Genomic DNA, 16,919 nt, shown 5'->3' with positions numbered 1-16,919 from the left:
ATTACTAAGAGAAAAATATAAGCATAGTAGTTTTTGAATGCTCTACTACTGTTTTTAGACTGCTACCATATTTTTGTTTGACATATTCAAAGGCTTTTTCGGTTAGTGGTAGGTCGTTATTGCGAGGCGTCAAAGGCGCCGTGGCAATCTCGGTTGGTTGCCCTGAGAGTGCTTCGTCACTACGTTCCTCGCAATGACGATCCCTCAAAAACACATTACATAACATAGGAGTTACGGTTATCGAGGTAACTCCCGAAAGCAAAATAGAGGTAGTAATAACAACGGCAAGTTCGTGCAGTAGCTTCCCTAAAATTCCGCTCATAAATAATATTGGGATGAATATCGTCATTAGGGATAAAGTCCTTGAGACGATAGTAAATCCTATTTCTTTAGTACCGTTAATACATCCTGCTATTTTACTCTCGCCTTTTTCCATATGTCGTGTGATATTTTCAAGCACTACTATTGCATCATCCACGACAAAACCCATCGCAAGCGTTAGAGCCATTAAAGACATATTATCGATGCTATAACCGAATAGATATATAAAGGCAAAAGTACCGACAACTGATAAAGGAAGGGCAATAGTCGGAATAATCACGGACCGTCAGTTATGTAGAAAGAGAAATATAGCAATCACTACGAGTATTAAAGCGAGTAGCATAGTAAAATTGGTATCATTTACCGATTCTCTGATATAGAAATTGACCTATCAAACATGATATTAATATTAATGCCCTCAGGGATTTGCCTGCGAAGCAACGGCAATACTTCTTTTATAGAGTCGACTATTTCAATAGTATTAGTAGTATCCGGTTGTTTTTGAATAGCAAGTATTACCCCCGGCTTATCCCTATACCAAGCGGCTATTTTATTATTAGCTACGCTATCAATGGTTTTCCCAATATTTTTAAGAAAAAGCGGATTACCATTTTTATAAGTTAATATTAACTCATTATATTCTTTAACATTTTGTAATTGCCCAGGGGCTCTAATGCTTGAGTAGATATCTGTACCGTATAAAACTCCGGTCGGTAAATTAACGTTAGCAGAGCTGATAATGTTTGATACTTGGTCAAGCCCTATATTATTTGCTGCCATTTTAACAGGGTCAATCTGCACACGCACTGCATATTGCTGTGAGCCATAAACTTGTATCTGTGTAACACCTGGCAGCATAGATAAACGCTCAGCCATAATTGTTTCGGCGTAATAGTCCACGGTATATAAGGGGAAGAGTCTCAGAGGTTAAAGATAAATAAAATATAGGTGCGTCGGCAGGATTTACTTTACAATATGAGGGCGGGGTAGGTAAGTCGTTCGGTAGTTGCTTGTATGTCTTGTGCCGCTGCATCTATATTTCGGTCTAAATTAAACTGCAAAGTAATTTGAGTAGTACCGTTACTATTAACCGAACTCATCGAGTCAATATCTGATATCGTCGAGCATTGCTTTTCAAGCGTTAATGCAACTGAAGATGCCATAGTAGTAGGGTCAGCTCCAGGCAAGCTTACTGAAACCGGAATAGTCGGGCAGTTGATGTCAGGTAAAACGCTTACCGGTCATATCCTATAGCCGAATGCTCCAAACAGCAAAATAGTTGCTATGAATAAAGTAGCAAGAACCGGACACTTAATAAATATTTCTAAAATACCCAATTATTTTTTCCTGTTTTATGGATTTTGTCTGTCATACATATCGTCATTGTGAGCGACTGTAAGCAGCGTGGCAATTTCATGAAATAATGACAAACTTCTAAGATTGCTTCGTCAATTACTTTGTAATTTTCTCGCAATGACGATTTGACACTACTCCTCCCTAACACTCACCTCTGCTCCGTTAGATAATCGTAGCTGCCCGTTGGTGATTACCGTTTCTCCCTCATCTATACGGCTTTTAATAACAATAAAATCATCATTAGAAAACACTATATCTATATTCTTGACCACGGCTTTATTATCTTGATCGACAACAAATATATAAGGACCTTGATCGTTAGTTTGCATGGCTTTAGACGGAACTATTAAAGCCTCTTGTTCGATGTAAATCGTTAGGGATACACGAACACACTGTCCCGGCCATAATATTTCGTTTTGGTTAGGTAGTGTTGCTTTAACTTTGATAGTGCCGCTATTTGGATCAATCGCATTATCGACAAAAACGATCTCACCGTCTTTAATTTCTTGGTCGCTTACGGTTCTAACCGTCAAAGCTAAATGATTAGATTTTTGAGATTTATTAATACGCTCGAGATATTTTTCAGGTACGGAGAAGCTGACATAAATAGGCGAGCTAGTATTGATAGTTACTAGACGCACAAAATCCGGCGATACTAAATCACCTATATCCACATTACTCTCACTAAGTTTACCATCAAAAGGAGCTACTATTTTTGAATACTCGATTTGTAAATTAGCGTCTGCAATAATTGCTTTATCGCGTTCCACGGTGGCCCTAAGCATACTCATATTAGTTAGTATCTGTAAATACTGCTCTTCCGAAACAGCTTTTTCCTCGTATAAAGCACGATATCTTGCCTTTTCTTTTATAGCATCTTCAAGGTTATAAGTATCACTTAGTAAATTTGCTTGTGCTTGCTGTAATTGATTTTGAAAAGGACGAGAATCGATTTCATATAATCAATCACCTGTTTTTACTTCTTGTCCGTCATCAAAATTTACACTTAATATTTGGCCCGTAACTTGAGATTGAATATCGGCACTTTGCTCAGTTGCAGCTACTCCTGCAAGTTCTATCACATCAGATACATCTTTTCTGATAACTTGTGTTACCTCAACCAGAGCTGCTATAGTGATTTGTTTACTGCTTTTATTATGATGTTTTATTACTCAAACCACTAATATTACTATTTAGTACTAGTAATGTTATCAATATCAAATTCCGCATTATTGTTTTAAGCATTGTTATTTGCCAAAATCAAAAATAGGTCCTGCTATGTTGCCGCCTACCTGCCAAGTCTCAGCTGAGTTAGTAAACAGAGTATTAAGTTTATTGCTACCGAATCCTAATAAGCCTGTTAAAGAAATTTGTGGAAAGTAAGTAGCTTTTATTGTTTTTAAGTTTACATCTGCTGCTAGTAAATTCTGCTCTGCTGCTTTAATATCCGGTCTTTGCTCTAAAAGCTCTGATGGTAATATTTGAGGTAATACCGGTAGAGCAGGGAAGTAATCTATTGGTTTATTACGATAAATTAAGCCGTTTACTATATTTTCAGGAATTCTACCTACTAAAATTTTTAAAGTGGTTTCCTGCTCATGTCTTTGTTGTTTTAAAGGCGGCAATGATAACTTAGTAAGTGCAAGCTCGGAAGCAGCTTCACTAACCGATATTAAATCACCTACGCCAAGATTATATAATTTCTGATTTAATTTATAAATTTCCGTTTGAGCCTCAATTAGCTTTTCAGTTAGATAGATTTGTTTGTCTAATACTAAAAGATTAAAGTAACTTATAGTGACGTTACTTTGCCTTGCTATACTCACTTGCAAGGAAAGTTTTTTTAGCTGATTCGCTAGCGTTGGCGGCTGCCTTTATAAATCCAGCTCGTAATTAAGCACGCTTGCTAGCCCCAAATTATTAGAGAATTTCGGTTCATTCGGTGTTTTTGTTTCTTTACTGTTTTTTGTTTGATTTGCTCCGCCTTGTAAATTGATTTGTGGAAATCTATAAGAATTAATAAGGTTAAGCTGTGCTTGCGCTGCCAGCACATTACTCATTGCCAGCTCAATATCGGAGTTACCGGTTAAAGATTCTTCGATTAGGTTATTTAACACCGGATCGTTAAATTGCAGTCAGCACTTGGAGGATGCATTATTATTTTGTTCTAGAGAATAATTATTCCAAGTAGTAGGTAATGAGAGTTGAGGGGGAATATTATCGTGTTTTGCATTACAACCACATAGAAGAAATGATGAAATCGATAAAACTAGAATATATTTTAAGTAAATGCAAAATCGGCATATGAAGTTCATCGATTAGGTTCATTAAAATAAATTACTTAATATTAATTATGAATCTTTAAACCGTTATGTCAATATAGACTATTATTTGTTCAACTAACTATTTTTATAATTACGTAATAATGTTGCTATAGCATATTTTAGAAAGCTTGATATAAGTGAATTTTGCAGGATTCGCTTGTGTGTTCACGTATTTTTATAAGCTGTGTAGGCTCACCCTTAAATTCATCTTATCTGAAGCTTTCTAAAATATGCTGTAACTTTTCAGAAACAACTTTAATTTCATAATTTTGTTTGAGAGTAAGGTAGGCATTTTTAGAAAATTCTTTTGCTTTTATAGGGTTCTCTATTAGATAGACAATTTTTGCTGCTAAATCTTCAGCAGAGCCGGCTTTACAAATAAGCCCGTCTTGCATGTCGTTTAAGATTGCTGCAGGCCCTTCAGTATCTGTACTAACGATAGGCATGCTTGCCTCCATTGCTTCAAGCACTATAATTCCAAACGGTTCATGAAGAGACGGTAAGCAAAAAATATCTATTTGTTTAAAGAATTTATCTCTATCGTTAACCCATCCCGTAAATGATATTTGATCTTGTAAATTAAGTTTATGTGCTAAAGCAATTAAATTATCTTTTTCTTCGCCGCTTCCACCTATAACTGCATGAAGATCATATTTTTTTTCTTTTAAAATTTTGATAGCTTTAATAAAAACATCAACACCTTTCTTAGCTACAAATCTTGCTAGTACACCAATTACGACAGGTTTTCTATATGTTTTATTTGGAATAAAGTCTTTAGCAATATTTATCATATTCGGTAGGATGCATATTCTAGAGTCGGCAAAGTGATTTTTTAATAAAAATTCTTTCATATGATGCGTCAAGGCAATAACAAAATCACATTTACGTAGTCCTTTTAAACTATAATTATGAGCGATACCGATTAATTTTATATTTTGTGATTTAGCAAATTTACTAAAATTTATTGCTCTGTTACCGTGTGCTATAATTATATCGGGTTTAGTCTTATGAATTATATACTTAAAAATAAGTACCGAGAGTAAATCAAACGGTACTATATTAGGTAGTTTTAAGCTTTGTTTGTGTAGAAAGGAATTTATTTTTGCCTTGTAAGAAGTGATATTTATAACCTCAATTTTTTGCATCTCTAAAGCAGTGCTATAATCTAAAAATGCTTGTTGAATGCCGCCAAGGTCACGACTTAGCATAATATTAAGGATCTTCATTACTTTAATTGCTCGATTTCTTTTTCTGTTAAACCGGTAAAATCTATAATTTTATCTAAAGGTTTGTTTTTTGCTAACATTTTTTTAGCTATAGAAATTTTTTGTTTTGCTTCCCCTCTGGCTTCCCCTTTAGCTTCAGCATCCATAATTTTCTGCTCTGTTACGGCTAGATTATCCATTTCGGTTTTTATCATTTTTTCATAAGTATTTAACTCTTTTTCAGACCAACTAGCTTGATCCAAAGCATAAAAAGCTTTTTTAATAATAAAATCATGACCTATCAAATTCCTTCTAGAGTGCTTTCATGTGCATGTTTAAAGAAACTATGCCCATTTTTTTTGAAGGTTCTCTAATTGATCTAATTCTTTATTAAATTTCTCAAGCTCTAAAAATATAAAATAAAAATCTTGTAGGTCGTTCTCATAAGTTTTAGTATCAAGTAATCTATGATTTGATCTCCAATCTTTTTTGTCGGGCAATAAAATAAAATCGGCAATAGCTAAGAATATTACTCCTCGAAGTTTTGCATATACTGCCATTTTTTTATTATCTTCATCTTTGTTTATTATTTTTCTTGAATAGGCCTTTGTTGTATAAAGCTGAGCTCGTTTTTCAAAACCTGGATGTTTGCTGACCTGCATCTCTACAATAAATTGAGTACCGTATTTATCTCTACATAATACACAACTATAGATTGTCTATAAGCAGCGATGTCGGAACCTTAGATTTTTTTAAAAAAGTAACTTCGGTAATTATTTCTTTTCCCGTATAACCTAAAATGTTATTTAGAAAATGAATAAGTATATCCTTATTTTTTTCTGTACCGAAAATTTTTAAAAATGCATAGTTATTTTTAGGGTCTAAGAAACGTGAAATTAGCATAATAGTCTATATTTTTATATATCATCACTTCATTATAGCAAATTCCAAGAAATTTGCTATAATACAATTTCCTAATATGTAAAACATTATGATTAGTAAAATTAATTTTGTAAAAATGCATGGTCTCGGTAATGATTTTGTTATTGTTAACAAACGAGATTTATCAAGTTCATATGATTTATCGCAGTTAGCAAAAAATATGGCTGAGCGTCATACAGGTATTGGTTGCGATCAGTTTATTATTTATGAAGAGCATAATGATTTTTATGAAATGATTATATATAACATAGACGGCTCTAGTGCTAAATTATGCGGTAATGCTACAAGATGTTTAGCCAAGTTAATTTATCTTGATACGAGAAAGCAAGATATTACCGTAATGGTAGGCAATAAAAAATTGCTATGTAATGTCAATGATGAAAATAATATTAGCGTTAATGTAGGAAGCGTAAGTTTTAATGAAGCTTGGATGCCAAGTCGTGATAAAGTTTGGGAATTTGCAGAGCGTTATATGATTGATTTAAAGGAAATTATTTGTGTTGATATAGGTAATCCGCATGTAGTTATTTTTAGTAAGTTAGAACCTCAAGATCAAAAAATTGTCGGTGAAAGATTGCAGGCTAAGGAATTATTCGCAGATGGGGTAAACGTTAATTTTGCTGAAGTAAAAGATAATAAAATCTATTTATCCGTTTGGGAGCGGGGGGCAGGGTTAACCCTTGCTTGCGGAAGCGGAGCTTGCGGTAGTTTTGCTGCCGGTTTAAAGCGCGGTTTTATTCATTCACCAAGTACTATAGTCTTTAAGCACGGTAACCTTACTATGAAAGAAGAAAACGGTAATATAATAATGCAAGGGGCAGCTACGCTTGTAGCACGTGGGGAATATTATTGTGAGCAATAATTTAAGACAAAACGTAGTAACATTTGGCTGTAGACTTAATATTTACGAAAGTGAGATAATACGAAAAAACTTGGAATTGTCGGGTATCGATAATGTAGCAATATTCAATACTTGTGCGGTAACTAAAGCAGCTGAGAAACAAGCAAGACAAGCTATACGCAAGGCTAAAAAAAATAATCCTGATTTAAAAATTATTGTTACCGGCTGTAGTGCTCAAACAAGTCCGCAAATGTACGGTAATATGCCGGAAGTTGACAAAGTTATAGGTAATGAAGAGAAGTTATTACCTAATTACTACCAAATTACCGATGCAAAAATAACAGTTAACGATATAATGTCGGTGAAAGAGACGGCAAGTCATTTAATAAGTAGCTTTGACTGTAAGTCTCGTGCTTTTATTCAGGTACAAAACGGTTGTGATCATTTTTGTACTTTCTGTATTATCCCTTATGGTAGAGGAAAAAGTAGATCAGTAGCAATAGGAGCTATAGCAGAGCAGGTAAAGCATTTGGTATTAAACGGCTTTAAAGAAGTAGTTTTTACCGGTGTCGATGTCACGGCTTATGGTAGTGATTTGCCAGGAAGTCCAACATTCGCACAAATGATTAAACGAGTGTTGAATTTAGTCCCTGAATTAAAGAGGCTTAGATTATCTTCAATAGATGTTGCCGAAATAGATGATGAACTTTTTGAGCTTATAGCTTATAGTGAAAGGATAATGCCGCATTTTCATATTAGCTTGCAAGCAGGTGATGATATGATATTAAAACGTATGAAAAGACGTCATAATAGAGCAAACGTAATAGAGTTTTGTCGGAAGCTGCGGGCAATAAGACCGGAAGTATCTTTTGGTGCGGATATTATAGCTGGTTTCCCGACTGAAACCCCTGAAATGTTTGAAAATACAAGAAAATTAATTTCAGAAGCGGAATTACAATATTTACATGTTTTTCCTTATTCGGAAAGAGAAGGAACGCCTGCAGCACGTATGCCACAAGTACCTAAAAATATAAGAAAAGAAAGGGCAGCAATTTTAAGGCAAGAAGGGCAAAACCAGTTGACCGAATTCTTTAAAAAACATATAGGACAGAAAGTGGAGTTATTAGTAGAGAATAATAATATTGCCCATACCGAAAATTTTATTCCGGTAAAGCTAGATAAACCTTTAGAAATAGGGCAGATATTTAAAGCGAAGTTGGTGGCGATAGAAGAGAATTATATGAAGTGTATGTTGGTTTAACGTCATTGCAGGGAGGTATTGTTGTGTAGATACTGAAGGTCGTCATTGCGAGGAGCCGTAGGTGACGCGGCAATCCAGAAAATAATTAAAAAAATTCTGATTTACAGAATTTTTAACTGGATTGCTTCATCAATTGCTACGCGATTTCCTTGCAATGACGGATAAACAGGTCCACGCAACAATGCCCGCTCGCAATGACGTTCTACCTTACAATAAAAAATCAAAAACAAAAAAACAATCATGGAAAATATAGAAACAATATTAAGGCTTGCTGAGGACAAAATCTTATTAGTACAAAACTTAAAAGCTCTGCAAGAATATAAAGTAGAATTTTTAGGCAAGAACGGTATAGTGACCGGTGAGCTTAAAAAATTAGGTAGTTTAAATGAACAGGAACGTAAAGAATTTGGCTTAAAAATCAATAAATTAAAAGATAAAATACAGAATATAATAAAAGCAAAAGCAGAAATTTTAGAGGAGCAGGAACTAAATTTTAAACTTGCTGCCGATAAAATTGATTTAACAATCCCTGCACGGAGATATAAACAAGGTTCTATTCATCCAATAACACAATGTAGTGAGGAGTTAATACAAGTATTCTCGCAGTTTGGTTTTACTATAGAAAACGGACCGAATATCGAGAATGATTTTCATAATTTTACCGCTCTCAATTTTGAAGATGATCATCCCGCAAGGCAAATGCATGATACTTTTTATTTGAAAAGTCAGGAAAATAATAAGCCGCTGTTATTACGTACTCATACCTCAACAGTGCAGATTAGAGCTATGAAAAACGGCAAACCGCCTTTTAGGTTTATAGCACCGGGTAGGACTTATAGATCGGATTCGGATATGACGCATACGCCAATGTTCCACCAAATAGAAGGGCTTGTTATGGATAAAAATATCAATATGGGACATTTAAAATATGTTATCACGACATTTATAAAAAGCTTTTTTGAAAATTCTAATATTGAATTACGTTTTAGACCCAGCTTTTTCCCATTTACCGAACCTTCTGCCGAAGTTGATATTCGGATGAATAAAAACGATAAATGGCTTGAGGTCCTCGGTTGCGGGATGGTTCATCCAAACGTGCTTAAAAATGTTGGTATCGATAGCAGCGAGTATCAAGGTTTTGCTTTTGGGCTTGGAGTAGAGCGTTTTGCAATGTTAAAATATAATATCAAAGATTTAAGACAATTTTTTGAAGGCGATATGCGTTGGCTTAAACATTATAATTTTGGGAGCTTTGATATACCGAATTTAGCAGTAGGGCTTACGAAATGAAATTTACGTTATCATGGTTAAAACAATTTTTAGAGACATCGGCTTCAGTTACTGAAATTGCCGAAGCCCTAACAGCTATTGGCCTTGAAGTGGAAGAGGTGATAGATAAAGCGGCGGAATTACAAAAGTTTGAAGTAGCATATATTACAAATATTAAACCTCACCCGTCAGCTGATAAATTAAAGCTTTGTGATGTTGAGACTACAAGCGGTATGCTGCAAATAGTTTGTGGTGCGCGTAATGCAAGAGCAGGTATAAAAGTAGTACTTGCAAATATCGGAATAGAAATACCAAACGGTAAATTTAAGATTAAGGAATCTGTTATTAGAGGCGAAAAAAGCTGTGGTATGCTTTGCTCTGAAGAGGAATTACTGCTAGCTTCAGAGTCTGAAGGGATTATAGAGCTATCTGAAGATGCCGTAGTTGGAGAGAATTTTACTAAATATTACGGTTTAGATGATCCTATATTTGTTATTAACGTTACTCCTAATCGTGGTGATGCACTTGGAGTTTACGGCATCGCAAGAGATTTAGCAGCTAAAGGAATAGGAATACTTAAAGAGCTAGAAATTTCGGCAATAAAGAGTACATTTATTTCTAAAATGAAGCTTAACGTGCAAGATAAGGAAGCCTGTCCGTTATTTACTTTTAGAGAGATAAGAAATTTAAAAAATAAACCAAGCCCTGATTGGTTACGGAAATTATTAAAAAATGTTGGGGTAAAAACTATTTCAAGCTTAGTGGATGTAACAAATTATATTTCCTATAGCTTTGGGCAGCCGATGCATGCTTACGATGCAGATAGGATAAAAGGGGGAATTACTGTAGCACGTCATTGCGAGAAGCATAGCGACGAAGCAATCTCAGGACAACAAAATGAGATTGCCACGGCTGCTTTGCAGCCTCGCAATGACGTAGCTAAATGCCACGCCCTAAACGGCAAAGAATATTTACTTACAGAAAATGATTTAGTTATAAAAGATGAAAGCGGTATTCAAGGTCTGGCCGGTGTCATTGGCGAGGCTGATAGTAGTTGTACTGATAGTACGACTAATATAATACTCGAGGCTGCTTGTTTTAATGCTAAAATGGTTGCAGCTAGCGGGCGAAGGTTCCAAATTGATACGGATGCTAGATATCGTAATGAGCGTAATATCGATAGAAATTTTACGGAAAAGGCTTTGGATATAGCAACTAATCTTATTTTGTCAATATGCGGAAACGGTGAAGTATCGGAAGTAGTGAAAGTCGGTGAAAAAGAGTCACAAAAAAAACCTTTAGATTTTTCAGCATGTTATTTAGAAAAAATTACAGGAATTAAACTAAATATCAAAGCGATAGAAGCCATATTAAATAAACTAGGATTTATTACGGATGTTAAAGGTGAGATTATAAAGGTAATAGCTCCTTCTTGGCGTCACGATATAACTATTTTAGAAGATATAGCTGAAGAAATCGCTCGTATTTACGGCTATGATAAAATAGAGAGTATAAAATTACCTGAACTAGACCAAGATAATAATAAGCTAAGAGAGCATAAAAGAATATCTAGTTTTAAAAGGATATTAGCAAGCAAAGGCTATGATGAGGTAGTAACTAACTCTTTTATGAGTAGTGAAGATGCAAAGTTGTTTGCTGAATTAAAAGAAGAGTTATTTTTGCTTAATCCTATTAGCATAGGAGACAATTATATGCGTCCTACTATACTGCCGAATTTGTTAAGTATAGTAAGTAAAAATCTAGCACGCTCTATAAAAGATATGGCTTTTTTTGAAGTTGGACCAAGTTTTATAGATTTAAATACGGAAGCAACTTATTTGACGGCAATTATAAGTGGTTCATATAATAATAAAAACCCTCATTCGCTTGGACGAGGCTATGATGTTTTTGATCTTAAAGGCGATTTAGAGTTGGTAGCTGATTATGCAGGACTATCTATAGATAAATGTATAGCAACAAATGGGACAGCATTGCCACAATATTATCATCCAACTAGAGCAGTAAATATAGGGCTTGGTAAAAATTTATTAGGTCATTTTGGGCAGATACATCCTAAAATCTTGAAATATTACGATATTAATCAGGAAATATTTGCATTCGAGCTAAATATTACGAATTTGCCGTTGATAAAAGCTAAATTTGGTAAAAGAGACGAATTTGCAGTATCGGATTTCCAAGCTAATTTTAGAGATTACGCATTTATTGTTGGTCAAGATCATAGAGTCGGTGAAATAATATCATATATAAATAATTTTAATAAAAAGCTTATCAAATCAGTTATATTATTTGATATTTATAGCGGTGATAAATTACCTGAAGGTAAAAAATCTATAGCGGTTAAAATAGAGCTACAAGCAGATGATCGGACGTTATCTGATACTGATTTAAGTTCGTTCAGTAAAGATTTAGTTGCTGCCATCTCACAAAAATTTCAAGGAACATTAAGAGAATAACAATATGTTAAAATTAATAGTTGAAACAAAAACATTAGTTCAGTCCCTAGGGTTTGCAAGTTCCGTTGTTGAAAAACGTAATGTCATACCTGAATATGCAAACATTAAATTATCGGCAAAAGACGGCAATCTAGAGCTTAGTTCTACTAATATGGATTTGTACTTAAGTCAAAAAATAGCAGTACAGGTAGTAAGTGAAGGTGAATGTACCGTTTCTACGAAAACTCTAAATGATATAGTCCGAAAACTTCCGGATTCCGAGCTTACATTAACAGATCTCGGTACAACGGGACTTGAGATCAAAGGAAAAAATTGTAAATTTAATTTATTTACTTTGCCGGTTAGTTCTTTTCCTGCAATGGATAGTATTAATCCTGAAGCAAGTTTTAAAATTTCCTGCACGGATTTTGCTAAAATAATCGAATCGACAAAATTTTCGATTTCTTTAGATGAAACTCGTTATAATTTAAACGGTGTTTATTTACACATAAAAGACAAAGAGTTTTGTTCGGCAAGTACCGATGGGCATAGACTTTCGATTTCATGGGTAACATTAGAAAAACAAATAAAGAATTTTGGAGTTATATTACCCCAAAAAAGTGCAGAGGAAATTTTAAAAATCGTTAAAGATCCTAAAAATATAAATGAAGATATAGAAGTTTTATTAAGTAGCAATAAGATTAAATTTATATGTAACGAAAATACTAGTATGCTATCAAAGCTTATAGACGGTACTTTCCCTGATTATAGTACTTTTATTCCGGAAAGCAGCAGCTCAAAATTAGTAATTAATCGAAAAATGTTTGCAGATAGTATAGAAAGGATAGCGATAATAACCGTTGAAAAATTTAGAGCAGTAAAATTATCGTTATCTCGTGAAACTTTAGAGATTAGTGCCGTCGGTGAAGCAAGAGGTAACGCAAAAGAGGTTATTAATTCTTCACAAGATAAGGAAAGTTTTTATGAATATAATAGTGATGAGTCTTTAGCTATAGGCTTTAACCCGCAATATTTGGAAGATGTCTTAAAAGCAGTGAAATCGGATGTAGTAGAACTATATTTTTCAGATGTTTCAGCACCGGTACTTATTAAATTTCCTGAGAATCCTAAAGATATTTTTGTCGTCATGCCTGTTAAGGTGTAAGTGTTATGAGAACCGGAATATATAAGCATTACAAAGAAAAATTATATCAAGTTATAGATACTGCAAAACATACTGAAACTTTGCAAGAGTTATATGATAATTTCCAGCTTCTGGGTAAGGCCGCTTGAAATGTTTAACGAAAAGGTTTTATTACACGGCAAAAATATTCCACGTTTTGAATTTATTTCTGAGAAATAATTAAATCTGCCCTATGTTCATGCCCGCATAGGCGGGCATGACATCGAGTGGTTTTTTTTGAGCCATAGAGCCATATAACAATGCCAAAGAACGGTGGGAAGAAATAATTTTTGACTAATAGCTAAAGCTTCTCTATTATTTCCCTCAAGCACACTAATTAAATATTGGTTATGAAGAAAATTATCGGATTATTTTTTGTAATTATACTTAGTGCAATAAGTACTAGTATCTTAGCGGGTGATTATCCAAAAACAGAACGAGAGCAGAAATGGGACGAAGTAGGTTCTATAGCAGGTGAAGAAGGATTAGTTTTTAGACCGGGTAGGGTTAAGAATGAATCTACTAAAGCTGTAGGAGGTTCAGTTAATAAATATCTCTGGCAAGCAGCATTAGAGACTATAAGTGTTGCTCCTCTTGCATCAGCCGACTCAAACGGCGGTGTGATTATTACGGAATGGTATAGCCCACGTTCTAATCCTAATTTTCGATTTAAAATAAATATATTTATTAAAGACGATGTAATCAGCCCTGATTCAATCGAAGTGAAAGTATTTGAAGAAATGCTTAAAAATAAACAATGGGTACTTAATGAAAACACCTCAAATCTTGCTATCACGCTTGAAGATAAAATTTTAAGAAAAGCTAGAGAGATATATATTAATAGTGTGAGGTAATAACAGTATTGCCGTCATTGCGAGGAAATTACGGAGTAATTGACAAAGCAATCTCAGGATATTTGATGAGATTGCCGTGCAGTCTACGACTGCTCGCAATGACAATGCAGTATATAAATTAAAAAAATATGAACCAAATAGAACAAAAATGGCAGTACATTTGGCAAGAAGAAAAAGCTTTTGAGGTATCAAACGCGAGTAGCAAGCCAAAATATTACGTACTTGAAATGCTGCCTTATCCTTCCGGTAAAATCCATGTAGGTCACGTACGCAACTATTCTATAGGTGATGTTATTGCAAGGTTTATGACGATGCAAGGTTTTAATGTGCTTCATCCGATGGGCTGGGATGCTTTTGGGCTACCTGCCGAGAATGCCGCAATAAAAAATAATTCTCACCCAAAAAAATGGACATATTCTAATATCAAGAATATGAAAAAGCAGCTAAAATCTATGGGCTTTTCTTATGATTGGTCTAGAGAGATAAATAGTTGCGATCCTGAGTATTATAAACATGAGCAGAAATTCTTTTTAGAGCTTTATGAACGAAATCTTGCTTATCAAAAAGAATCATTTGTTAATTGGGATCCGGTTGATAATACCGTGCTTGCGAATGAACAAGTTGTAGACGGGCGTGGTTGGCGTTCAGGTGCAATAGTTGCAAAACGTTATTTAAAGCAATGGTTCTTAAAAATTACCGATTATGCTGAAGAATTATTAAACGAAATTCAGAATTTAAAAGAGTGGCCTGAAGCTGTTCGGTCTATGCAAGAGAAATGGATAGGTAAATCGATAGGTGCTAATTTTCATTTCAAAATTAAGGATAATGAAGAGACTACTATAGAAGTATTCTCAACCAAACCTGAAACCATTTTTGGTGCTAGCTTTATAGGAATTGCCTTTAATCATCCGATAATAGAGCGGTTAGTTTCTAAAACACCTGAAATACTCGCTTTTATAACTCAATGCTCGCATATTACAAGAAGTAGCGAACTAGAAAAGGTTGAAAGGGAAGGTGTATTTACTGGTCTTTTTGTTACTCATCCTTTCGATTCAAATATAGTTTTACCGGTTATTATTACTAATTTTGTGCTAATGGATTATGGAACTGGTGCAATATTTGGTTGCCCTGCTCATGACGAATGTGACCATGAATTAGCTGTCAAAATGAATTTATCTATTAAACAAGTAATTAAAGCAGATATGGATGTACAAAAGACCGCTTATACGGAAGATGGAATTTTAATTAATTCGGATTTTCTAAACGGCTTAACTAGTAACGAAGCAAAACAAGAAGTCATCGGAGAATTTGAGAAACTAGGCATAGGTAAACGCAGCGTAAATTATCGTCTAAAAGATTGGGGGATTTCAAGGCAGCGCTTTTGGGGATGTCCTATTCCTATGATTCACTGCGAAATTTGTGGCATAGTGCCTGTACCTTACAAAGACTTACCCGTTACTTTACCTGATGATGTCAATTTTGACGGTCACGGTAATCCGCTTGATCATCATCCTAGTTGGAAACATGTTAATTGTCCGAAATGCGATAAGCCGGCTGTGCGTGAAACCGATACTTTTGATACATTTTTTGAATCATCTTGGTATTTTACGAGATATTGCAATAGCAATGCTACAGAGATGACTGATAAAAAAGCTTGTGATTACTGGCTACCGGTCGATAAATATATAGGCGGCATTGAACATGCGGTAATGCATTTATTATATGCAAGGTTTTTCACAAAAGTAATGAACGAACAGAATTACGTAAGCGTTCAAGAGCCTTTTAAAGGGCTATTTACTCAAGGTATGGTGCTGCATGCCACTTACAAAGATGAACATAATAATTGGTTATATCCTGAAGAAGTAGTTAAAAAGGGTAATGAATTTTTTCATAAAGAAAGCAATAATAGAGTAGTGCAGGGACGCATTGAAAAGATGAGTAAGTCTAAAAAGAATCTCATCGATCTTGAGACAATGCAAGAGCAATATGGGGCAGATGCTATTAGGCTTTTTGTACTGTCCGATAGTCCGCCTGAGAAAGATCTAGAATGGTCGGCAAGCGGTATTGAAGGCTGCTCACGTTTTATTAATAAGCTTGAGTATATGTTTAAGGCGATAGATTCTTTAAAAGATGATGTGAATAGCGAGGTTAATAAAGAGCTTAATAGGTTAGTACATTTTACAATAAAGCACGTCGCCGAAGATATAAAGCATTTTGCCCTAAACAGAGCAATAGCACGTATACGCGAGCTTTCTAATGCTATATCTGCTGAAATATCCAAAGATAAAATTGATGTTAAAACCGTAAGGCATGGCTTTAATGTTTTAGTACAGCTACTAAATCCTTTTATCCCGCATATTACGGAAGAAATTTGGCAAAAGCTTGGCAATAAAGAGCGATTATATAATTTGTCTTTTCCTGCATTTGATGAATCAATGCTAGAGTTAGATACATATATTATGGCAGTGCAGGTTAACGGCAAACTCCGTGATACCTATGAGTTTAAAACTTCCGTAAGTGAAGATGAAATAAAGCAAGTTACCGTCAGTCTGCCAAAGGTACAAAAGTTCTTAGAAGGGAAAGAGCCGAAGAAGATTATCCTCGTTCCTCGTAAAATTGTGAATATACTCGTTTAATTTGGAAAATTGGCTACGTTGTTTTGGTAAGTCTTCAGATGCTCACGTATTAAGTATATGCTCCGCTCCTCGGCTTACAGACTCCTTGCTCTTTCCAAATTAAACTGCGTCTATCTACTTTTCATTTATCAGAAGTATATTATTTTTTGAATCTATCATCCCGCGACTTGATCGCGGGATCTAGTTTAAAATACTAAAATTATTAGTACTTTAAGTTGTTTTTTTTAATACCGTGGTCAAGCCGCAGTATGACACCTAGCATACTTTTATTGTA

The 16,919-nt window shown here is 34.6% G+C and carries 19 protein-coding genes and 2 pseudogenes; 9 read left to right on the top strand and 12 right to left on the bottom strand.

From position 1 onward, the window contains the following. Positions 1-4 precede the first annotated feature (4 nt). The 11 genes and pseudogenes from RSIB_RS10125 to RSIB_RS10105 form a co-directional block, all read right to left on the bottom strand. Complete coding sequence (locus RSIB_RS10125; protein ID WP_004995813.1) at positions 5-601, bottom strand: efflux RND transporter permease subunit; 597 nt, start codon at positions 599-601, stop codon at positions 5-7. 80 nt (positions 602-681) lie between these two features. Next, on the bottom strand, positions 682-1,197 hold the full coding sequence (locus tag RSIB_RS10120) for an efflux RND transporter permease subunit (protein WP_004995808.1): 516 nt from the start codon (positions 1,195-1,197) through the stop codon (positions 682-684). 92 nt (positions 1,198-1,289) lie between these two features. After that, the gene (locus tag RSIB_RS10115) at positions 1,290-1,508 is read right to left on the bottom strand and encodes an efflux RND transporter permease subunit (protein ID WP_016770159.1); all 219 of its coding nucleotides are present in this window, start codon (positions 1,506-1,508) and stop codon (positions 1,290-1,292) included. A gap of 300 nt (positions 1,509-1,808) precedes the next feature. Then, on the bottom strand, positions 1,809-2,630 hold the full coding sequence (locus tag RSIB_RS07190) for an efflux RND transporter periplasmic adaptor subunit (RefSeq protein WP_081440439.1): 822 nt from the start codon (positions 2,628-2,630) through the stop codon (positions 1,809-1,811). A 9-nt stretch (positions 2,631-2,639) separates the two neighbouring features. Beyond that, positions 2,640-2,759, bottom strand: coding sequence for a biotin/lipoyl-binding protein (locus tag RSIB_RS09560; protein WP_004995803.1), 120 nt, complete (start codon positions 2,757-2,759; stop codon positions 2,640-2,642). Positions 2,760-2,924: 165 nt separating this feature from the next. Beyond that, positions 2,925-3,158 carry a TolC family protein gene (locus tag RSIB_RS10570; RefSeq protein ID WP_410527972.1) on the bottom strand — a complete coding sequence of 78 codons (234 nt, stop codon included), beginning with the start codon at positions 3,156-3,158 and terminating at the stop codon, positions 2,925-2,927. Positions 3,159-3,254: 96 nt separating this feature from the next. Beyond that, positions 3,255-3,794 (bottom strand): annotated as a pseudogene (locus RSIB_RS09555) (TolC family protein); the annotation flags it as partial. Between the two features lie 416 nt (positions 3,795-4,210). Beyond that, the gene (locus RSIB_RS05030) at positions 4,211-5,227 is read right to left on the bottom strand and encodes a glycosyltransferase family 4 protein (RefSeq protein ID WP_004995795.1); all 1,017 of its coding nucleotides are present in this window, start codon (positions 5,225-5,227) and stop codon (positions 4,211-4,213) included. Beyond that, the gene (locus tag RSIB_RS05035) at positions 5,227-5,511 is read right to left on the bottom strand and encodes a hypothetical protein (RefSeq protein WP_004995792.1); all 285 of its coding nucleotides are present in this window, start codon (positions 5,509-5,511) and stop codon (positions 5,227-5,229) included. Before RSIB_RS05035 ends, RSIB_RS05030 begins: the two co-directional genes overlap by 1 nt. A 39-nt stretch (positions 5,512-5,550) precedes the next feature. After that, a complete protein-coding gene (locus RSIB_RS10110; protein ID WP_004995789.1) occupies positions 5,551-5,868 on the bottom strand; it encodes a PD-(D/E)XK nuclease family transposase in 318 nt (105 codons plus the stop codon). Positions 5,869-5,914: 46 nt separating this feature from the next. Then, on the bottom strand, positions 5,915-6,109 hold the full coding sequence (locus RSIB_RS10105; protein ID WP_004995786.1) for a PD-(D/E)XK nuclease family transposase: 195 nt from the start codon (positions 6,107-6,109) through the stop codon (positions 5,915-5,917). A gap of 88 nt (positions 6,110-6,197) precedes the next feature. Between RSIB_RS10105 and dapF the strand changes: the two genes are divergently transcribed. The 9 genes from dapF to leuS all read left to right on the top strand — a co-directional run bounded on the left by dapF (position 6,198) and on the right by leuS (position 16,645). Next, the gene (gene dapF / locus RSIB_RS05045; RefSeq protein ID WP_004995782.1) at positions 6,198-7,010 is read left to right on the top strand and encodes a diaminopimelate epimerase; all 813 of its coding nucleotides are present in this window, start codon (positions 6,198-6,200) and stop codon (positions 7,008-7,010) included. Next, positions 6,985-8,250, top strand: coding sequence for a tRNA (N(6)-L-threonylcarbamoyladenosine(37)-C(2))-methylthiotransferase MtaB (gene mtaB / locus RSIB_RS05050; RefSeq protein WP_081440437.1), 1,266 nt, complete (start codon positions 6,985-6,987; stop codon positions 8,248-8,250). The genes dapF and mtaB overlap by 26 nt, the downstream gene beginning before the upstream one ends. Before the next feature lie 240 nt (positions 8,251-8,490). Continuing rightward, positions 8,491-9,540, top strand: a complete 1,050-nt coding sequence (gene pheS / locus RSIB_RS05055; RefSeq protein WP_004995772.1) for a phenylalanine--tRNA ligase subunit alpha — start codon at positions 8,491-8,493, stop codon at positions 9,538-9,540. Beyond that, a complete protein-coding gene (gene pheT, locus RSIB_RS05060; protein WP_004995770.1) occupies positions 9,537-11,993 on the top strand; it encodes a phenylalanine--tRNA ligase subunit beta in 2,457 nt (818 codons plus the stop codon). Before pheS ends, pheT begins: the two co-directional genes overlap by 4 nt. A gap of 4 nt (positions 11,994-11,997) precedes the next feature. Further along, positions 11,998-13,137: a DNA polymerase III subunit beta gene (dnaN, locus tag RSIB_RS05065; RefSeq protein WP_004995769.1), complete on the top strand. Its 1,140-nt coding sequence runs from the start codon at positions 11,998-12,000 to the stop codon at positions 13,135-13,137. Positions 13,138-13,142: 5 nt separating this feature from the next. Then, positions 13,143-13,265, top strand: coding sequence for a DUF1653 domain-containing protein (locus RSIB_RS10100; RefSeq protein ID WP_012262374.1), 123 nt, complete (start codon positions 13,143-13,145; stop codon positions 13,263-13,265). Then, positions 13,231-13,335, top strand: a complete 105-nt coding sequence (locus tag RSIB_RS10565; RefSeq protein WP_014410669.1) for a DUF1653 domain-containing protein — start codon at positions 13,231-13,233, stop codon at positions 13,333-13,335. The genes RSIB_RS10100 and RSIB_RS10565 overlap by 35 nt, the downstream gene beginning before the upstream one ends. A 170-nt stretch (positions 13,336-13,505) precedes the next feature. Then, positions 13,506-14,009, top strand: a complete 504-nt coding sequence (locus RSIB_RS05070) for a DUF3576 domain-containing protein (RefSeq protein WP_004995768.1) — start codon at positions 13,506-13,508, stop codon at positions 14,007-14,009. Between the two features lie 128 nt (positions 14,010-14,137). Continuing rightward, positions 14,138-16,645 (top strand): leucine--tRNA ligase, encoded by a 2,508-nt coding sequence (leuS, locus tag RSIB_RS05075; RefSeq protein WP_004995767.1) that lies wholly within the window; start codon positions 14,138-14,140, stop codon positions 16,643-16,645. Here the strand turns inward: leuS and RSIB_RS10345 are convergent. Further along, a pseudogene (locus RSIB_RS10345) lies at positions 16,642-16,738 on the bottom strand (palindromic element RPE5 domain-containing protein); the annotation flags it as partial. The gene leuS and the pseudogene RSIB_RS10345 overlap by 4 nt on opposite strands. Positions 16,739-16,919 lie beyond the last annotated feature (181 nt).

Source organism: Rickettsia sibirica 246, assembly GCF_000166935.1.
Taxonomy (GTDB): domain Bacteria; phylum Pseudomonadota; class Alphaproteobacteria; order Rickettsiales; family Rickettsiaceae; genus Rickettsia; species Rickettsia rickettsii.
This window is presented reverse-complemented; position numbering and strand designations above follow the sequence as displayed.

Excerpts from the sequence above, each read along its gene's own strand:
- RSIB_RS10120 (WP_004995808.1), bottom strand. The coding sequence starts at position 1,197 with ATGGCTGAGCGTTTATCTATGCTGCCAGGTGTTACACAGATACAAGTT.
- RSIB_RS05030 (WP_004995795.1), bottom strand. The coding sequence starts at position 5,227 with ATGAAGATCCTTAATATTATGCTAAGTCGTGACCTTGGCGGCATTCAA.
- RSIB_RS10110 (WP_004995789.1), bottom strand. The coding sequence starts at position 5,868 with ATGCAGGTCAGCAAACATCCAGGTTTTGAAAAACGAGCTCAGCTTTAT.
- RSIB_RS10105 (WP_004995786.1), bottom strand. The coding sequence starts at position 6,109 with ATGCTAATTTCACGTTTCTTAGACCCTAAAAATAACTATGCATTTTTA.
- dapF (WP_004995782.1), top strand. The coding sequence starts at position 6,198 with ATGATTAGTAAAATTAATTTTGTAAAAATGCATGGTCTCGGTAATGAT.
- pheS (WP_004995772.1), top strand. The coding sequence starts at position 8,491 with ATGGAAAATATAGAAACAATATTAAGGCTTGCTGAGGACAAAATCTTA.
- pheT (WP_004995770.1), top strand. The coding sequence starts at position 9,537 with ATGAAATTTACGTTATCATGGTTAAAACAATTTTTAGAGACATCGGCT.
- dnaN (WP_004995769.1), top strand. The coding sequence starts at position 11,998 with ATGTTAAAATTAATAGTTGAAACAAAAACATTAGTTCAGTCCCTAGGG.
- RSIB_RS10100 (WP_012262374.1), top strand. The coding sequence starts at position 13,143 with ATGAGAACCGGAATATATAAGCATTACAAAGAAAAATTATATCAAGTT.
- RSIB_RS10565 (WP_014410669.1), top strand. The coding sequence starts at position 13,231 with ATGATAATTTCCAGCTTCTGGGTAAGGCCGCTTGAAATGTTTAACGAA.
- RSIB_RS05070 (WP_004995768.1), top strand. The coding sequence starts at position 13,506 with ATGAAGAAAATTATCGGATTATTTTTTGTAATTATACTTAGTGCAATA.
- leuS (WP_004995767.1), top strand. The coding sequence starts at position 14,138 with ATGAACCAAATAGAACAAAAATGGCAGTACATTTGGCAAGAAGAAAAA.